This is a genomic window from Streptomyces sp. DSM 106670, from assembly GCF_055792845.1.
This window is the reverse complement of record NZ_CM147704.1, coordinates 8120133-8136970: the sequence shown is the minus strand read 5'-3', so window position 1 is coordinate 8136970 and position 16838 is coordinate 8120133. Positions and strand designations below refer to the sequence as shown.

Here is a 16838-nt window from a genome sequence, read left to right as displayed (position 1 = left end):
GATGTCTGCTGAGTCCTTTCCCTCCCCGCGAGAGGCGTCCGGAGGGCCGCTGCTCTCGCTGCGCGGGATCAGCAAGTCCTTCGGTGCGGTCGCCGCGCTCACCGATGTGGCCCTCGACGTCGCCGCGGGCGAGGTCGTCGCGCTGGTGGGCGACAACGGCGCGGGGAAGTCCACCCTGGTCAAGGTCCTCTCCGGGGTGCACCGGCCGGACACCGGTACCGTCGGCTTCGGCGACGAGATCGTTTCCATCCCCTCCCCCGCAACCGCGCAGCAGCTCGGCATCGCGACCGTGTTCCAGGACCTCGCCCTGTGCGAGAACCTGAACGTGGTGGAAAACCTCTTCCTCGGAAGGGAGTTGCGCGGTCTGCGGCTGGACGAGGTGACCATGGAGGTCCGCTCCCGCGCCCTGCTCGGCGAGCTGTCGGCGAAGATCCCCTCGGTGCGCGTACCGGTCGCGGCCCTGTCCGGCGGACAGCGGCAGACGGTGGCCATCGCACGGACCCTGCTGGGCGACCCCAAGGTGATCATCCTCGACGAGCCGACGGCCGCGCTGGGTGTGGCGCAGACGGCGGAGGTGCTCAACCTGATCGAGCGTCTGAAGGAGCGTGGCCTGGGCGTCATCATGGTCAGCCACAACATGGCCGATGTGCGGGCCGTCGCCGACACCGTGGCCGTCCTGCGGCTCGGCCGCAACAACGGCGTCTTCGACGCGGCCGAGGCGACGGCGTCGGACCTGGTGGCGGCCATCACCGGGGCCACGGACAACGTGGTCAGCCGCCGCGCCGGCCGGGACCGGAGCGCGAGCGGCGGAACGGAAGCCTCGGGCAAGGGGGAAGCGTCATGACGGAACCGGCCGCGGGCACAGGAGACGTCGTGACGGAACCGGCCACGGTCACGGGCCCGGAGCTTTCCCGGGGCGGGCCACGGAAGCCGACGAACCGGTCCGACGGGGTGCGCGACCGGTGGCGGGCGGTCTCCGCCAGGCTGCGCGGCGGCGACCTCGGTCTCCTGCCCGTTCTCGCCGGGCTCGTCGTGATCTGGGTCGTGATGCAGATCCTCAACCCGATCTTCCTGTCGAGCGCGAACCTCACGAACCTCGCCCTCGAAAGCGTGCCGGTCGGGATCATCGCCCTCGGGGTCGTCTGCGTCCTCCTCGTCGGGCAGATCGATCTGTCGGTCGGCTCGGTCAGCGGACTGAGCGCCGCCGTCCTGGCGGTCCTCTTCGTGGACCGGGGTCTGCCGGCCTGGCTCGCCGTGGCCGCCTCGCTGGCCCTGGCGGGTCTGATCGGCTGGTTCTACGCCCAGGTCCACAACCGGATCGGCGTGCCCAGTTTCGTCATCACGCTGGGCGGTCTTCTCGGCTTCCTCGGCGTGCAGTTGTGGATACTCGGGCCGAAGGGGTCGATCAACCTGCCCTTCGATTCGGGCCTGGTGACGTTCGCCCAACTCCAGTTCCTGCCGCCCTGGCTGGCGTACACGCTGGTCGTCGTCGGAGCGGCGGTGCTGTACGCGACCGGTGCGGCGCGTGCCGGGGAGCGCCGGCGGGCGGGTCTCGCCGCCGCCTCGCGGCGTCTGCTCGTCGGGCGGAGCCTGGCGTTGCTGGCCGGTCTCGGCACAGCGGTCTGGTATCTCAACCGGGACCGGGGGGTGGGCTGGATGTTCGTGTTCTTCCTCGCCCTGGTGCTGGCGTTGCACTACGTCCTGTCCCGTACCTCGTTCGGCAAGTCGATGTACGCGGTCGGCGGCAACATGGAGGCCGCCCGGCGTGCGGGCGTGAAGGTGAAGGCCGTCCTCACCACCGCGTTCGTGCTGTGCACGACGCTCGCGTGCGTCGGCGGGATACTTTCCGCCTCGCGGCTCGCGGCGGCCAACCAGAGCAGCGGCGGCGGTGACGTCAACCTCAACGCCATCGCAGCGGCCGTCATCGGCGGGACCAGTCTGTTCGGCGGCCGGGGCACGGCGTTCGCCGCGCTGCTCGGCGTTCTGGTGATCCAGTCGATCTCCAGTGGGCTCACCCTGCTGAATCTCGACTCCGCCTACCGCTTCATGGTCACCGGCGGGGTACTGCTGCTGGCGGTGTCGTTGGATGCCGTGGCCCGGCGTTCGCGGGTCTCGCACGGCAGGGCCTGAGGTACCGCTCGCATCCGGTGGCGCCGCTCACCCCAGGATCTCGATATCGGAGGAACCATGCGAAGCCGCGCACTCGCTCACAGCGCCGCCCTGTTCCTGTCCACCGTCCTCGCGTCGGCCCTCCTGGCGGCGGGCGGGGGCCTGGCCCATGCCCGTACCTCGGACACACCGGCCACACCGGCCACACCGGCCACCGGGCGGAGCGGGCACACGGGCGCTGTGCCGCCGCGCCCGCCTTCGCCGCCCGCTTCCGTCGACGGCGGGGCCTGGCGGTCCGGGCATCTCCAGGGCATGGCCGTCGACCGCCGCAGGGGCCACATGTACTTCTCCTTCACCGATCTGCTGGTGAAGACCGACCTGGCGGGCCGGCCGATCGGCTCGGTCACCGGTTTCACCGGGCATCTGGGTGATCTGGACTTCGACACCGGCGACGGCCGGGTCTACGGCTCTCTCGAATACAAGGCCGCCGAGGCGTTCTACATCGCGATCTTCGACGGGTCCCGGATCACGCGGATGAACATGGACGCCCGGACCACCGATGTGGTCTCCACGGTCCATCTCCGGGAGGTCGTGCGGGACTACGCCGCCGACATGAACGGCGACGGGGTCTTCGACGGCGACACCGGCGACACCCCCGACCACCGCTACGGCTGCAGCGGGATCGACGGGGTCGCCTTCGGCCCCGACCTGAACCGCAGGGGCGGCGGCCGGCTGCTCACGGTCGCGTACGGGATCTACTCCAACACCGCCCGCACCGACAACGACCACCAGGTGCTGCTCCAGTACGACGTGCGCGACTGGCGAAGGTACGAGCGGCCGCTCACGGAAGACGCGCAGCACACCAGCGGCCCCGGCTCCCCCGACGGCAAGTTCTTCGCCCACACCGGCAACACCACCTACGGCGTCCAGAACCTGGAGTACGACGGGCACAGCGGCAACTGGCTGATGGCCGTGTACAAGGGCAAGAAGACGGCGTTCCCGAACTACTCGCTCTACGTGGTGGACGGGTCGAAGCCCGCCCGCCGGGGAGTGGTGAAGGGGCAGCCGCGCCCCGAGTACGGCCGTCTCCTGTCCCTTCTTCCGCGCGGGCTGTTCCACGAGCCGTCCGGTGTGTACGGGTACGAGTCGGCGGGGCAGTACGGTCTGGTCTCGCTCGACGACGGCCGCTACTACCTGGGCGAGGCGGGTACGGCCGACTCCGGCGGCACCACGTTGCAGACCGGCCGGGCGGTGCTGCAGCGCTGGACGGGAGCGGTGCCCGATCCCTTCACCGCGCCGGGGCGCGCTCGATGAGGTCACGCAGGCCGAGTAAGCCGAATCGCGCCGAGCGGCTGTTACACAACGATCATTGAGTGCGTTCGAACGGCCTCTGCATACTTCAGGAATCCGGGACGTCCACCTCTTCAACACGTCCCGCGCGGGCGGGTCTTCACCCGTCCGAATCACTCCTGAGCAGGGACTATTTTGCGTAAACGATCATTGAAGGCCGGTGCCGTCGCGGCGGCCGCCGTCGCCGTGACGATGGGCATGACCGGCCCGGCGTCGGGGAAGACCGACGGCCCGGGCGCGGCGGCCCCGGCCACCTCCACGGGCTTGGCGGCGGCCGAAGGAACCGTGCACACCGTCACCCTGATCACCGGCGACCGGGTTCTCGTGGACGCCGAGGGCCGGGTCGGTGGCATTCAGCGGGCCGAGGGCCGGGAGGACATTCCCTTCTTCACCGAGATCCACGACGGCCGCACCCATGTAGTGCCGCGTGACGCACGGCAGTTGATCGCCGACGGCGTTCTGGACCGGCGGCTGTTCGACATCACCGCGCTCGCCGAGCCGGAGAGCCGCAGGGCTCATCGGGCCGGTCTCAAGGTGATCGTCGGTTACCGGGGAGCCACGGCCGGGTCCGCCCGGGCCGGGGTGCGGTCCGCCGACGGGACCACCGTCCGCAGGACCCTGCCGGCGCTGGACGCCGATGCCGTCACCGCGTCCGCCGCGACCGACAGCACGGGCGCTCTGTGGGACGCCCTGACGCGTCAGCGGCGCGACGGTTCGGCGGCCACCACGTCCGGTATCGCGCGGATCTGGCTGGACGGTGTGCGCAAGGCGTCGCTCGACCGCAGCACCGGCCGGATCGGCGCCCCGGCGGCCTGGGCCCGGTCGCTCGACGGCACCGGTGTGAAGATCGCCGTCGTGGACACGGGCATCGACTCCACCCATCCGGACCTGGCGGGCCGGGTCGCGGCCGAGCGCAACTTCAGCGCCTCCGCGGACGCCCGCGACCGTGACGGGCACGGCACGCACGTGGCGTCCACGGCGGCCGGCACCGGGGCGAAGGACGCCCGGTTCAAGGGAGTTGCGCCCGGGGCCCGGCTGATCAACGCCAAGGTGCTGGACGATCATGGCGTCGGTGACGACTCCGGCATCATCGCGGGGGTCGACTGGGCCGTCTCGCAGGGCGCCGACGTCATCAGCATGAGCCTGGGCGGCCTCGACTCCCCCGGCATCGACCCGCTGGAGGCCCAGGTCAACAAGGTCTCCGCGGAAAAGGGCGTCCTGTTCACGATAGCCGCGGGCAACAACGGGCCGGAGCAGGGCACGGTCGCATCGCCGGGCAGCGCGGAGGCGGCCCTGACCGTCGGCGCCGTGGACGACGACGACCTGATCGCCGACTTCTCCAGCGTCGGACCCCGTACCGGTGACAAGGCCGTCAAGCCCGACATCACCGCGCCGGGCGTGTCCATCACGGCGGCCGCCGCGGCGGGTGTGGAGGGGCAGGACCCGCCCGGCTACCACAGCCTGAGCGGTACGTCGATGGCGACGCCGCATGTCGCGGGCGCGGCGGCGATCCTCAAGCAGAAGAACCCCGCGTGGACGGGCGCACAGCTCAAGGCCGCTCTGACGGGCTCGGCCGAGGGCGGCTCCCACTCGGTGTTCCAGCAGGGCGCGGGCCGGCTCGCGGTCGACCGGGCGCTCGATCAGACGGTCGTCGCCGAGCCGGTGTCGGTCTCGCTGGGCACCCAGCCGTGGCCGCACGCCGACGACTCCCCCGTCACCAGGAAGGTGACCTACCGGAACGGCGGCAGCGCCGATGTGACGCTGGATCTGTCGCTGGCGGCGCCCGCCGGCGCGGACGGACAGCCGGCCCCGGCCGGGTTCTTCACCCTCGGGGCACCGCGGGTCACGGTCCCGGCGGGCGGCACCGCCGCCGTGGACCTGACGGCCGACACCCGCCTGGGCGGTACGGTCGACGGTTCCTACTCGGCCACCGTCGTCGCGTCCGGGGGCGGGCAGAGTGTGCGCACGGCGGTCGCGGTGGAGCGTGAACCGGAGTCGTACGAGGTCACCTTCAACACCACCGGACGGGACGGCGCGCCCAGCACCGGCTGGCAGGCCGACCTGAAGGGGCACGGCGGTTCCGCCGCGGGCCTGCGGTTCTTCCCCGACCTGTCGTCCGGTTCAGCCACGGTCCGGCTGCCGCGCGGCACCTACAACCTGTCGGCCGATCTGCTGGTCGACCCGGCGGCCCCGGGCAAGGGCGCCGACCTGATCAACAACCCGCAGTTCTCGGTGACCGGCCCCACCACGGTCGAGCTCGACGCCCGGACCACCCGGCCGGTGTCCTTCACGGTGCCGGACGCGACGGCCACGCCGACGCGCGCGGGCATGATGTACGCCCTCAACACGCCCGAGACGGGCATCACGCTGTGGAGCGACTTCACGAGCTTCGACAACGTCCGCACCGCGCACCAGGGACCCCCGGTGACCGGCGAGTCCTCCCTCTACCAGCAGTGGTCCGCCCACTGGGAGCGGGGTGACACCGAGTACAACGCGCTCGCGGGCAGCCTGGTCCCGGAGCTGGCCACCGGCTACGGCAAGACCTACACGACCAAGAACATGGCTCTGGTGAAGGTGGGCATCGGCTCGTCCGTGCCCGGTGTCGACGGCATCGTCAAGGCGTACGGCGAACTGGCCCACGGGGGCGTCGACCCGCTCTTCTCCGTCCACAAGGCGCCGGGAACCCGGAAGGTGTATCTGTCGACGGACGACGAGGCCGTCTGGAACATCGCGGCGGGTGTGCTGGGCGAGAAGGACCCGGCGGGCAACCGGCAGATCGAGGCGGTCCACTCCTTCGACGGGACGCGGCGGTTCGAGCCGGGGACCACGCACACCGAGAGCTTCCAGACCGGTGTGATGGGGCCGAAGCTGAACGCGGGCGACGGGATCGTCCGCGAAGGCGACGACATCCACGGCTCGCTGACGCTGGTCAGTGACGGGGCGGGCCATCCCGGGTTCACCCGGTACGCCGGTGCGAGCACCACCATCCACCGCGACGGTGTGCTGTACGCGAAGGAGGACGCGGCGATCGACGAGCGGTTCTTCGCGCTGCCGCCGGAGTCCGCGACGTACAAGGTGGCGACCACGATCAGCCGGAATCCGGCCGTCCACCGCGCCGGCACCCGGATCGACGCCTCGTGGACCTTCACCTCGGCCCGCACCGAAGCGCCGGTCACGCTGCCGGTCTCGACGGTCCGTTTCCTGCCGCGGCTCGCGCTGGACTCCACCGTTCCGGCGGGCGGCACGCAGACGTTCCCCGTCGTGGTGCAGGGCGCGGCGGCCGACGCCGGTCCGAAGTCGCTGCGGGTGCAGGTCTCGTACGAGGACGGGAAGTGGCTGCCCGCCAAGGTCACCGCGGGCAAGGTCACCGTACGCGCCCCGGAGAAGGGCAAGGCGATATCGCTGAAGGCCGTCGTCATCGACAAGAAGGACAACGAGTCGACGGTCACGATTCACAACGCCTTCTTCGGCAGGTGAAGCGCCGCCGCCGGGCGGGCTGGACACGGCTCGGCGTGAGGTGAGGAGAGCGGCCCGCCGGAGCTTCGGTTCCGGCGAGCCGCTGCCTCTGCGTGGGTGCGTGCGGGCGGGTCGGCCTCCCGTCTGCGGGCCGGTCCGTCTCGCACGGGCCGGCCGTTGCTCTCGTACGGGATCAGCGTGCCGGGGCCGGGGCCGGGCGTACGGGGCAGTCGGCCGGGGCGAGGCGTCCGTCCTGCCCGACCAGGCTGACGGACACGGCCCCCTTCGTGTGCGCCGCGTACGCCGCCGTGCAGACGAGCTGGTCGCGGGCGGGTGCGGCCAGCCGCCTCACCGGCAGCCGCAGCTCGACCTCGACGGTGGAGCCGTCCACCAGGACCCGGTCCGCGGCGGTCGCGGCGCGCGGCAGGGTGGGGGCGTTGCGCAGTCCGGCCCGCCGTTCGGCCTTGTCCGGTCCGGTGAGCAGAGCGGTGACGGCCGCGAGCGGCGAGGACGCGCCCGTTCCCTCATCCGTGGTGGCCGGTCCGGTGGCACCCGCGTTCGCGCTCTCCCAGGGATCCTGGACGATCCGGGGCACGGGCAGCAGTTCGTCGTCGGGAGAGAAGAAGAACAACAGGACGCGTCCCTCACGCGGAGGAAGCAGATCGCCGACGGCCGGCCGGCCCGCCTCGATCACGTCCGTCTCCTGGATGCCGCAGCCGGCGAGCGGTCCTCCGGCGAGCACCAGGAGCGCGGCGAGGCCGACCGCCGGTCGCCTTCGGAACATCTGCTTCCTCATCCGGTGGCCTCCTTTCCCCGATCGCGGGTTCGGTCACGCATGCGGTCGCCCATGCGGTCACGTCTTCGGTTGCGACTTCGGTCGTGGCTGTCCGCCGGTTCCGTGTCGTGGGCCGGAGCCGGGACGTCCGGCGCGCTGTTCCCGGCGGCGGGCCCGTCGAAGGGCAGCCGTACCGTGAAGCGGGCCCCGCCGTCAGGGGCGTTCTCCGCGTGGATCGTGCCGCCGTGCAGCCGTACGTTCTCCTCGGTGATCGCGAGGCCGAGACCGCTGCCCGAGGAGCGGGACCGTGCGGCGTCGGCCTTGTAGAAGCGGTCGAAGATGTGCGGCAGCGCGTCGGGGGCGATCCCGGGGCCGCTGTCACGCACCTCGGTGATCAGCGCGCCGCCGTCTGCCGTGAGCCGTACGGTGACCGGTTCGGCGCCGTGGCTCAGCGCGTTGCCGACAAGGTTGGCGACGATGACGTCGTAGCGGCGCGGGTCGAGGCGGATACGGAGCCCCTCGGGCAGCTCCGCCTGGACCCGGCCCTGCCACTGCCTGCCGGACAGGGTGCTGCGTACGGCCTCCGCCGCGTCCACCTCGTCGGCGTTGAGCTCCGCCGCGCGGGCGTCGAAGCGGGAGATCTCCATCAGGTCCTCCACCAGCACGGCCAGTTTGCCGGTCTCGGCGCTGATCAGACGTACCGCGCGTGCGGTGTCCGGGTCGAGCGTCCCGGCGTCCTCGTCCAGCACGTCCGTGACGGCGAGCATCCCGGCGAGCGGGGTGCGCAGCTCGTGCGAGACGTCCGAGGCGAAGCGCCGGGCCCGGCCTCCCGCGTCCCGCAGCTCCCGTACGGAGTGTTCGAGGCGGGCGGCCGAATCATTGAACGTCCGGGCCAGGTCCGCCATTTCGTCCCGGCCGTGGACGGGGATACGGGTGTCGAGCTGCCCGCCGCCCATGGAGTGCGCGGCGCGCCGCAGTGCGCGGACGGGGCGCAGCACGCTGCGTGCGGCGAGCAGGGCGGGCACCAGGGCGACGGCCAGTCCCGGCAGCGCGCCGTCGCGGGCGGCGGTCACCAGTGCGTCGATGTCCACCTCCTCGTTCGTCATGGGCATCACGGCGTAGAGGACCAGGCCGCTGGGCACCGCGTCGCCGCCCGCCACGATCCGGGTCATCACCGGCATCCCGATGGTCAGGTAGGCGCGACCGTCCTTGACGACCCGTTGGAAGCTGCCGTGCGGTGATGTGAGCGCGGTGCGGCGGAGTTTCGCGGTCAGCACCCCGGAGGCGGGGCGGTCGCCCGAGGAGACGCGGACCGTGCCGTATTCGGCGAAGACGATCCATGGATGGGGTTTGGAGCGTGCCGCGATGTCGTAGAGGTGCCAGCGGAGCGATTCCGGGTCCAGGGGCAGGCTGGGGACGAAGCGTTCGGCTTCCTCGCGGAAGGAGACGACGGCGGTGTCCTGGGCGCGTTCGAGGACCGCGCTGCGGGCCTCCCGGTAGGTCAGTGCGGCGGTGGTGACGGCGCTGACGGCGGCCACCAGCAGGAACGCGAGTACGAGGCGGGTGCGCAGCCCGAACGCGGCGCTCGTCGCGGGCCTTCTCACAGCGGGCCGAAGCGGTAGCCGAAGCCTCGCAGGGTCTGGATGTACCGAGGGCTGTGGGCCGGGTCCTCGATCTTGATGCGCAGTCGGCGTACGCAGGCGTCCACCAGCCGGACGTCGCTGTGGTAAGTGTGCTCCCAGACGGCTTCCAGGAGCCGCTGCCGGCTGAAGACCTGATGGGGTGTCGCGGACAGGTACAGGAGCAGCTTCAGTTCGGAGGGTGCGAGGGCGACGGGCTCGCCCGCCTTGAGGACGGTGTGGCCGGCGCGGTCGATGTCGAGTTCACCGTGGTGCTCGACGGCGGGTCTGGCGTCGGCCGCCGGTCTCTCCAGCCGGCGCAGTACGGCGCGTATGCGGGCCTCGATGACCGCGGTGCGGGCGGGTTTGACGATGTAGTCGTCCGCGCCCGCGTCCAGGCCGACGACGATGTCCAGGCCGTCGCCGAGCGCGGTCAGCATGATGATCGGCAACTGGCTGGTCTCGCGGACGCGGAGGCATACCTCGACGCCGTCCATGGCGGGCAGCATCAGATCGAGCAGCAGGAGATCGGGGCGGAAGGTGTGCAGGGCCTCCAGGCCGGTCTCGCCGGTGGCGGTGGCGAGGACCTCGTGCCCGCGCCGGCGCAGCCCCAGCTCGACGCCCTCACGTACGGAAGGGTCGTCTTCGACGAGGAGGACGCGTGGCATGGAGGAGTCTCCGGTGTCGTGAGGAGGAGGAAGCCGCGACGGAGAAGACCGCGACGAGGTGTGCGGCGGACGGGCCGTGTGCTCATGCGGTGGGGCGTGAGTGCACACTCACGGCGTAGCCGCAGCCGTGCTCGTAGGGGTCGCCGCTCCAGGTCGCGTAGCGCTGCCGCAGCGTCAGTCCGGCCCGGGCGCACCAGTCGTCGAACTCGGTGATGGTCATGGGCGGTTCCGGCAGCGGCAGATGCGCCGCGTCCAGTCCCATGCCCGTGACCAGCAGGCCGCCGGGGCGCAGTGCGGCTGCCAGGTGCGCGACGACGGCCGGTCCGGTGCCGGAAGCCAGCAGGGGGATGACGTTTCCGGCGGCGAGCGCCAGGTCGAAGCCCGGTTCCAGGCCGAGGGCGTCCAGATGGGACAGGTCGCCGAGACGCCACTCCTGGGTGGGGGCCTCGCGGCGTGCGACGGCGAGCATCGAGGAGTCGACGTCCACGCCGGTGCAGTGGTGGCCCAGTTCGGCGAGCCGGATCGCGATCCGGCCGGTGCCGCAGCCGGCGTCGAGCACCCGGGCGGCGGGCTCCAGCAGCGTGTCGCAGAAGGTGGCCTCGCCGTGGATGTCGTGGCCCGACGCGGCGAGCCGGGCGAACCGCCGGGCGTATTCCTCCCCGGCCTCTCCACCGGTCAGTTCCGCCCAACGGTCGCGTTGCCCAGTCATGTTTCTTTCTGTCTTCCGTTCAGGCTCCGCCGGTTCGTGTGCGGTGGGCCTGGTCAGGCGGCCCAGCCGATGGAGGAGACGTTGCTGTAGCTGTCGTAGTCGGAGCCGAGGTCCTCGATGATCCGGTCCCAGATGGCGTCGAGTTCCTGGGCGTCGTCGTCGAGCCAGGCGTCGACGGCCCGGTCCCAGACACCGCGGACGTTGATGCTGCGGCCGGCCAGATCGCGGCGGTACTTGCGCTCCACCTCGGACTGGTCGACGGGGTTGATCTCGACGCGGGTGCCGCGGCCGTTGTTGTTGAGCCGGTGCTTGAGGTCGGCGGCGACGTTGCGGCGGCGCAGGTCCCAGTAGGCGGCGTCCAGGCGGGTGCGGTTGGCGCGGTTGGGGGTGCGTTCCTCGGCGAGCCAGGCGATGAGGGTACGGGGGGAGACATGGATGCCGGCCCGGTCCATGGCCTCGTAGCCGGCGTCGGTGGTGGTGAGATAGCGCAGGCGGGCGGCGAGGCCGCGCTCGGTGTCGACCGGTGAGGCGATGCCGGTGACCATGTTCTCGATCGCGATACCGAGGGCGTCGGCGCCGGGAACGCCGTTGGCGTTGTACTGGCCGAGGTTCATCCAGCGGCCTGCCATCAGCGGGTCACCGTGCCGATCGTGTACTCACCGGAAGCCTTGCCCTCGCCGTACTTGATCTTCATCTGGGCCACGCCCCGGCCCTCGGGGAAGACCTGCCGCCAGTCGCCCGTGACGTGGAGTTCGTCGGTGCCCGTCATGGCGACGACGTCCAGCCCGGCCTGGTGGGCCTTGTAGGCCTTGCCCCAGAGGTTGGCGTACGCCTGGGAGTGGATGATGTGCATCCAGTCCGGGCGGACCATCTCCCGGTTGTGGATCGACTCCCCCATCGTCGAGATGAACTTGCTGTACATCGCCTTGACGTACTCCAGCGTCAGGAAGTCGTCCTCGGCGATGGCTTCCTCGCGGGCGGCCCCGAGGGTCTTGCGCAGGGCGTCGAGGAAGTTCTCCGTGGCACCGGACGTCCACGACTCGTGGATGACGGGCGCCTCGGTGAGCGCGTACTTGGGGCCGGAGAGGCGTTGCAGCAGGCGCAGGGTGGCGTTGGTGACCCAGAGGGCGCCGGGTTCGTCGCGGTCGCCGATCGGGTCCGGCAGATGCGGGTGGGCCCAGGGGGCGGGGGTGATCAGGTGGACACCGGAGCGTTTGGGTTCGACGCCGTCGGTGCCGGTGCTGTGGTCCAGCTTCCCGATGGGGAGCCAGCACTTCAGCGCGGACAGATAGGCGGCGTTGACGTCGAGCGCGGTGACCCGGATGTCGCCGGGGGCCTTGAGGGAGTAGCCGGGGTGGTGGAAGCGGGGGCGGGCTTCCCAGATCTGGTCCGGGTCCTTCTTCGAGGGCTTCTTCAGGATGTCCGGCAGGGCGGGGTAGGCGGTGTAGTCGTAGCGGGCGGTGGCCCGGGTCGCGTTGAACAGGTGCATCACGTCCGGGATCGCCCGCTTGATCAGAGCCTTGAGCGCGGCTTCCTCGTCCCCTCCGGAGCGCTCGGCCTCTTCCTGGACGGCCCGGCCGATGAGCGACGTCGTCTCGGCCTGGGCGCGGGCGGCGGACCTCGCCCGGCGCTGCGGGCGGGTCGGGACCGGCGCCGGGGTGGGTGAGGCGGCCGCCGGGGCGGGGACGGTTGTCGCCGGAGTTGCGGCGGGGGCGGGCGCGACCGCGTTCGAGGGGGCCGCGGGTACACAGAAGGCGCCGGCGTGCAACGGGTGGCCGCCGGTGGACCGGAAGGTGGTGGTGACTCCGCAACGGACGCAGGGGCCCGGCTCGCCCTCGACGGCGAGCCCGTCCGGGCCGCGCAGCGTGTCATGGCTGGTGAACGCGGGCACCGGCACGGTCGGTTCGGGGCCGGCGACCGCAGCAGGCGCGGGAGTGGGAGCGAGTTCGGACATGGGCCCGGGAGCAGGCGCGGGGTCCGGGGCCGGGGCGGGAGCGGACGCCGGGGCGGCCGGGTAGATCTCGACGAGACCCTTCAGCAGGCGCAGGTAGGAAAGGCGCGCGGGCGGCTGCGGATCGGAGACGCCGGTCTCCCAGTTGGCGACGGTGGAACGTCCGACGCCGACCGCCGACGCGACCTGGGCGCGGGACAGACCGGCCGCTTCACGCAGCCGCTGCCGCTCGGCCGGCGGCGGAATGGCGGCCGTCAGTCGGGCCTCTTCGAGGAGCGCTTCGACACTGTTCTCACTCACCGCCCCACCGTACAACAATTGGACATCATCTGCGCATACATTGGACGCGTGTTGGACGCGAGGTCCGATGCGATTCTCCGGGCCGAGGCGCGCGGCCGGAGCACCGGGGCCTCGCTATTGTCTGATGTCCGGGCTCGTCGGATCCGTCGTATCCCTCGAATCCGTCGGACACGGGGAGTCAGGAGTGGTGAGTGTGCAGGGGATCAGCCTTCGCCCGCATCAGGCGGAGGCCGTCGATGCCGTTGTCGAGGGCCTTTCCCCCACCGCGTCGCCCGCGGACGGTTCGGGGGCCGCTCGGGGCCGACGCGGACAGGTCCGGATGGCGACCGGCACGGGCAAGACCATCATGGCGGCGGTGGCAGCCCGGCGGTTGGTCCCGCGCGGCCTGGTCGGCGTCCTGGTGCCGACGCTGGATCTGCTGACGCAGACGGTCGAGTCCTGGCGTGCCGTGGGGCACGACGGCCCGGCGGTCGCGGTGTGCGGTCTGGGTTCCGACCCGCTGCTCGAAGCTCTCGATGTCCGGTGCACGACGAACCCCACGCAGTTGGCGCTGTGGGCCGGCAGCGGGCCGATGCTGGTGTTCGCCACGTACGCGAGCCTCTCGCCCCAGGGTCTGGAGGACGACCAGGGCGACCGGGACGGCCAGGGCGAGGCCGGCGCGGCCCCGGGTGTGCTGGAGCGGGCCCTGCTCGGCTCGTACGGACAGCGCATGGGCGCCTTCGACCTCCTGGTCGTCGACGAGGCCCACCGGACCTCCGGCGATCCCGGGAAGGCGTGGGCGGCCGTCCACGACCAGCGGCGGATCCCCGCCGCGCGACGGCTGTACATGACGGCCACCCCACGCCTGTGGGCGGCGTCACCGGGTGCCGGCACCGCGACGGACGGGCCCGGCGGCGGGCCGGTGGCCTCGATGGACGACGAAGAGCTCTACGGCCCGGTGCTGTACGAGTTCGGGCTGATGGAGAGTGTCGAGCGCGGGGTCCTGGCGCGGTTCGAGATCGACGTACTGGAAATCCACGACCCCGCACCGCCCGGGCCGGACGCGTCTCCGGAGGAACGACGGGGTCGGCGGATCGCCGCGCTGCAGGCGGCGCTGCTGAAGCATGCGGACACCACGGGGATGCGGTCGTTCATGACGTTCCACTCCCGCACCCTGGACGCCATGGCCTTCGCCCGCGGGCTCCCGGGGACCGCCGCCGAACTGCACGCGGTGGACCCGGTCGCGTATCCGAAGCGGATCGGCGCGGACTGGCTGTGCGGTGAGCACCCGGCCGCGCACCGCCGTGCCGTGCTGGGCCGGTTCGCGGACGGGCTGGACGCGGAGGGCTGGGTGACCGACCTGAGCTTCCTGAGCAGTTGCCGGGTGCTCGGTGAGGGGGTCGACATCAGGGGCGGACGCGGGGTGGCCGGGGTCGTCTTCGCCGATACCCGCAGCTCCCCCGTCGAGATCGTGCAGATCACCGGCCGGGGCCTGCGCCAGGAACCCGGCGAGGGGAAGGTGTCCCGGCTGGTGGTCCCGGTGTTCCTCCGCCCCGGCGAGGACCCGGACCGGATGATGGCCTCGCCGAGCTACCGCCCTCTGGTCGCCGTGCTGCAGGGACTCCGGGCCCATGACGAACGGCTCGTCGAGCGCATGGCGCTGCGCACCACCACCGCCCGGGGCAAGGCCCTCTCCGTGGTCGGCCTCGACCCGGTCCAGGAGGACGACACCGGCGGCGACGCGGTGACAGGCACCCCGGACGCGGGCCCGGCCGGCACCCCGGACGCGGGCCCGGCCGGCACCGCGGACGCGCGTACGAGGGTGCGTGCGAGCAGCGACGTGGGGGTGCCCCTGCTCCGGTTCTCCCAGCCCCATGACCCCGGCGTCATCGCCGCGTTCCTGCGTACCCGCGTCCTGCAGCCGGACTCCGAGGTCTGGCTCACCGGTTACAACGCCCTGTACGCCTGGGCCCAGGAGCACGGGAACGCCCGCGTTCCCGTGGGCACCGTCGTCCCCCTAGACGGCGGCGAGGGCACCCTTCCGCTCGGTTCCTGGGTCAGCGAGCAGAGGAGGGCGTTCCGGCTCGGGACCCTCAAGCCGTGGCGGGCCGAACTTCTCGACGGACTCGGCATGGTCTGGTCCGTCGCGGACGCCGCCTTCTGGAAGAAGCTCGCGGCCGCCCGCGCCTACCACGCGAAGCACGCCACGCTCGCCGCTCCGAAGGACGCCGTGACGGACGGTGTGGCGGTCGGCCAGTGGCTCGCCAACCTCCGCAGGCCCGGCGGCCTCGGCAGGAACGAGGAGCGGGCGGCACACCGCCGCCAGGCCCTCGCGGCGATCGACCCGGACTGGAATCCGCGGTGGCCGGTCGACTGGCAGCGGTACTACGCCGCCGCCCGCCTGCTGCTCACCGGGGAGCACGCCCCCAGCGCGATCCTGCCCGGCGTCACCGTCCACGGACTCGACGTCGGGGCCTGGGCCCACCGGCAGTGCGAACGGTCCGTCTGGCAGGCCCTGATGCCCGAGCAGCGCGAACGCCTGGAACGGCTCGGCCTGCGCCCGCCGGCCGAACCGGAGCGGCCTGCGGCCGGGAGGACGGGGTCCTTCGAACGCGGCGTACGGGCTCTCGCCCAGTACACCGCCCGCGAAGGGCACCACCGTGTCCCGCGCGCCCACACCGAGGAGATCACGGTGGAGGAGGAACCCGGCCCGGTGAAGGTGCGGCTGGGGGTGTGGATGTCCAACACCAGGAGCCGCCGGGACAGGCTCGCCGAGGAACAGCGCGCCGCGCTCTCGGAACTCGGCGTGCCGTGGACGTGACGGGGCAAGCGTCAGCGGGAGCGCATGCCGGACCGTCGTAACGGCCGGCCGTCCCGGGAAGCGTCTCCCTCTCCGTCTCGACCCGCTCACCTGGGGCCGGAGCCTCTTGGGTGCGGGGACGACCGCGTGGTCGTCTCGGTCGGCCTGTGTCCCCAGGCCGTCAGCATGCCGGCCGACAGCGCGGCGCACGCGGTGCTTTCGAGGTAGTGCACCGCTTCGTCGACAGCCGCGTCGTCGACCAGGCCGGTGGCGAGCATCGCTTCTCTGCTGCGCTGCCAGGTGTCGGCCCAGAAGCGGCTGATGGGGCTGCCGGGCAGCAGCGGCGGTACGTGGATCTCGGCGGCGACGGGTTCGAGGCCGGCCCCGCGCAACAGGTGCGGATACGACGGGACCTGGGTGACGTCGGTCCCGATGGTGGTCCGAAGTCCTTGCCACATCGCCCGCATCGCCGTGGCGTACGGGGTCGTCGGCGGCCGGTCGCTCGTGAGGTCGACCGCGTCGCTGAGCACCAGGACGCCGCCGGGCACGAGGAGTTCGGCCAGCTTGCCGATCAGGCGGTCCCGCTCCGGCAGGTGCATCAGCACGAAGCGGGCGTGGACGAGGTCGAAGCGGCCGGGGGCGAAGCCGGGGGCGGTGATGTCGGCCTCCAGCACCTCCAGGCCGGGTGCGGGGCGCGCGCTCAGGAACCGTACGTCTCGGTCCACGGCGAGCACGCTTCCCACCCCGGCCTCGCCCAGCAGCCGGTGGGACACGGTGCCCGTACCGGCGCCGATGTCGAGGCAGTGCCATCCCGGGCCGGCTCCGAGCGCCAGCAGCCGGGCCATGGTCAGGTCGTCGTAGGCGAGAGCCCCGAAGTCGATGCGCTCTGCCTCGCCCGCCCGATCGGGGCGGAAGTACGCCTCGCCGTAACGGCCGTCGCCCGGCGTGCCCTCGGGCGGAGGGGCGGTCACGCCGCCACCGTTACGAGGCCGGATCGGGCCCGCCTGTTCGGGTGGTTCGGATGGTTCGGGCACGGTCCTGGTCCGCCGGCCGAAGGGATCGGTGGTTCGTCGAGCTGTTTCATGGCCGGGGCCTCTCCACGCGACAGGACGGTACGGGGGC

The 16838-nt window shown here is 72.1% G+C and carries 12 protein-coding genes; 5 read left to right on the top strand and 7 right to left on the bottom strand.

Going from position 1 to position 16838, the window contains the following annotated elements:
* Position 1: 1 nt before the first annotated feature.
* The 4 genes from ACSMXR_RS35835 to ACSMXR_RS35820 all read left to right on the top strand — a co-directional run bounded on the left by ACSMXR_RS35835 (position 2) and on the right by ACSMXR_RS35820 (position 6936).
* Positions 2–844, top strand: coding sequence for an ATP-binding cassette domain-containing protein (locus tag ACSMXR_RS35835; protein ID WP_381908597.1), 843 nt, complete (start codon positions 2–4; stop codon positions 842–844).
* A 29-nt stretch (positions 845–873) separates the two neighbouring features.
* Complete coding sequence (locus ACSMXR_RS35830; RefSeq protein WP_473172489.1) at positions 874–2130, top strand: sugar ABC transporter permease; 1257 nt, start codon at positions 874–876, stop codon at positions 2128–2130.
* A 57-nt stretch (positions 2131–2187) separates the two neighbouring features.
* Positions 2188–3423, top strand: coding sequence for a hypothetical protein (locus ACSMXR_RS35825; RefSeq protein WP_473170850.1), 1236 nt, complete (start codon positions 2188–2190; stop codon positions 3421–3423).
* 171 nt (positions 3424–3594) lie between these two features.
* Positions 3595–6936 carry a S8 family peptidase gene (locus ACSMXR_RS35820; RefSeq protein WP_473170849.1) on the top strand — a complete coding sequence of 1114 codons (3342 nt, stop codon included), beginning with the start codon at positions 3595–3597 and terminating at the stop codon, positions 6934–6936.
* 172 nt (positions 6937–7108) lie between these two features.
* Here the strand turns inward: ACSMXR_RS35820 and ACSMXR_RS35815 are convergent, their stop codons facing one another.
* The 6 genes from ACSMXR_RS35815 to ACSMXR_RS35790 form a co-directional block, all read right to left on the bottom strand.
* Positions 7109–7711, bottom strand: coding sequence for a hypothetical protein (locus ACSMXR_RS35815; RefSeq protein WP_473170848.1), 603 nt, complete (start codon positions 7709–7711; stop codon positions 7109–7111).
* Complete coding sequence (locus ACSMXR_RS35810; protein ID WP_473170847.1) at positions 7708–9294, bottom strand: ATP-binding protein; 1587 nt, start codon at positions 9292–9294, stop codon at positions 7708–7710. The genes ACSMXR_RS35815 and ACSMXR_RS35810 overlap by 4 nt, the downstream gene beginning before the upstream one ends.
* Positions 9291–9977, bottom strand: coding sequence for a response regulator (locus tag ACSMXR_RS35805; protein ID WP_473170846.1), 687 nt, complete (start codon positions 9975–9977; stop codon positions 9291–9293). Before ACSMXR_RS35805 ends, ACSMXR_RS35810 begins: the two co-directional genes overlap by 4 nt.
* An 82-nt stretch (positions 9978–10059) precedes the next feature.
* Complete coding sequence (locus tag ACSMXR_RS35800) at positions 10060–10686, bottom strand: methyltransferase domain-containing protein (protein ID WP_473170845.1); 627 nt, start codon at positions 10684–10686, stop codon at positions 10060–10062.
* A 53-nt stretch (positions 10687–10739) separates the two neighbouring features.
* The gene (locus ACSMXR_RS35795; protein ID WP_137233095.1) at positions 10740–11315 is read right to left on the bottom strand and encodes a transcriptional regulator; all 576 of its coding nucleotides are present in this window, start codon (positions 11313–11315) and stop codon (positions 10740–10742) included.
* Positions 11315–12937, bottom strand: a complete 1623-nt coding sequence (locus tag ACSMXR_RS35790; RefSeq protein ID WP_473170844.1) for a helix-turn-helix domain-containing protein — start codon at positions 12935–12937, stop codon at positions 11315–11317. Before ACSMXR_RS35790 ends, ACSMXR_RS35795 begins: the two co-directional genes overlap by 1 nt.
* Positions 12938–13130: 193 nt before the next feature.
* Here ACSMXR_RS35790 and ACSMXR_RS35785 point away from each other — a divergent pair, with 193 nt between their 5' ends.
* Positions 13131–15737 carry a helicase associated domain-containing protein gene (locus ACSMXR_RS35785; RefSeq protein WP_473172488.1) on the top strand — a complete coding sequence of 869 codons (2607 nt, stop codon included), beginning with the start codon at positions 13131–13133 and terminating at the stop codon, positions 15735–15737.
* An 86-nt stretch (positions 15738–15823) separates the two neighbouring features.
* Here ACSMXR_RS35785 and ACSMXR_RS35780 read toward each other — a convergent pair whose 3' ends face one another.
* Positions 15824–16687, bottom strand: coding sequence for a class I SAM-dependent methyltransferase (locus ACSMXR_RS35780; RefSeq protein ID WP_381792334.1), 864 nt, complete (start codon positions 16685–16687; stop codon positions 15824–15826).
* Positions 16688–16838: the final 151 nt, after the last annotated feature.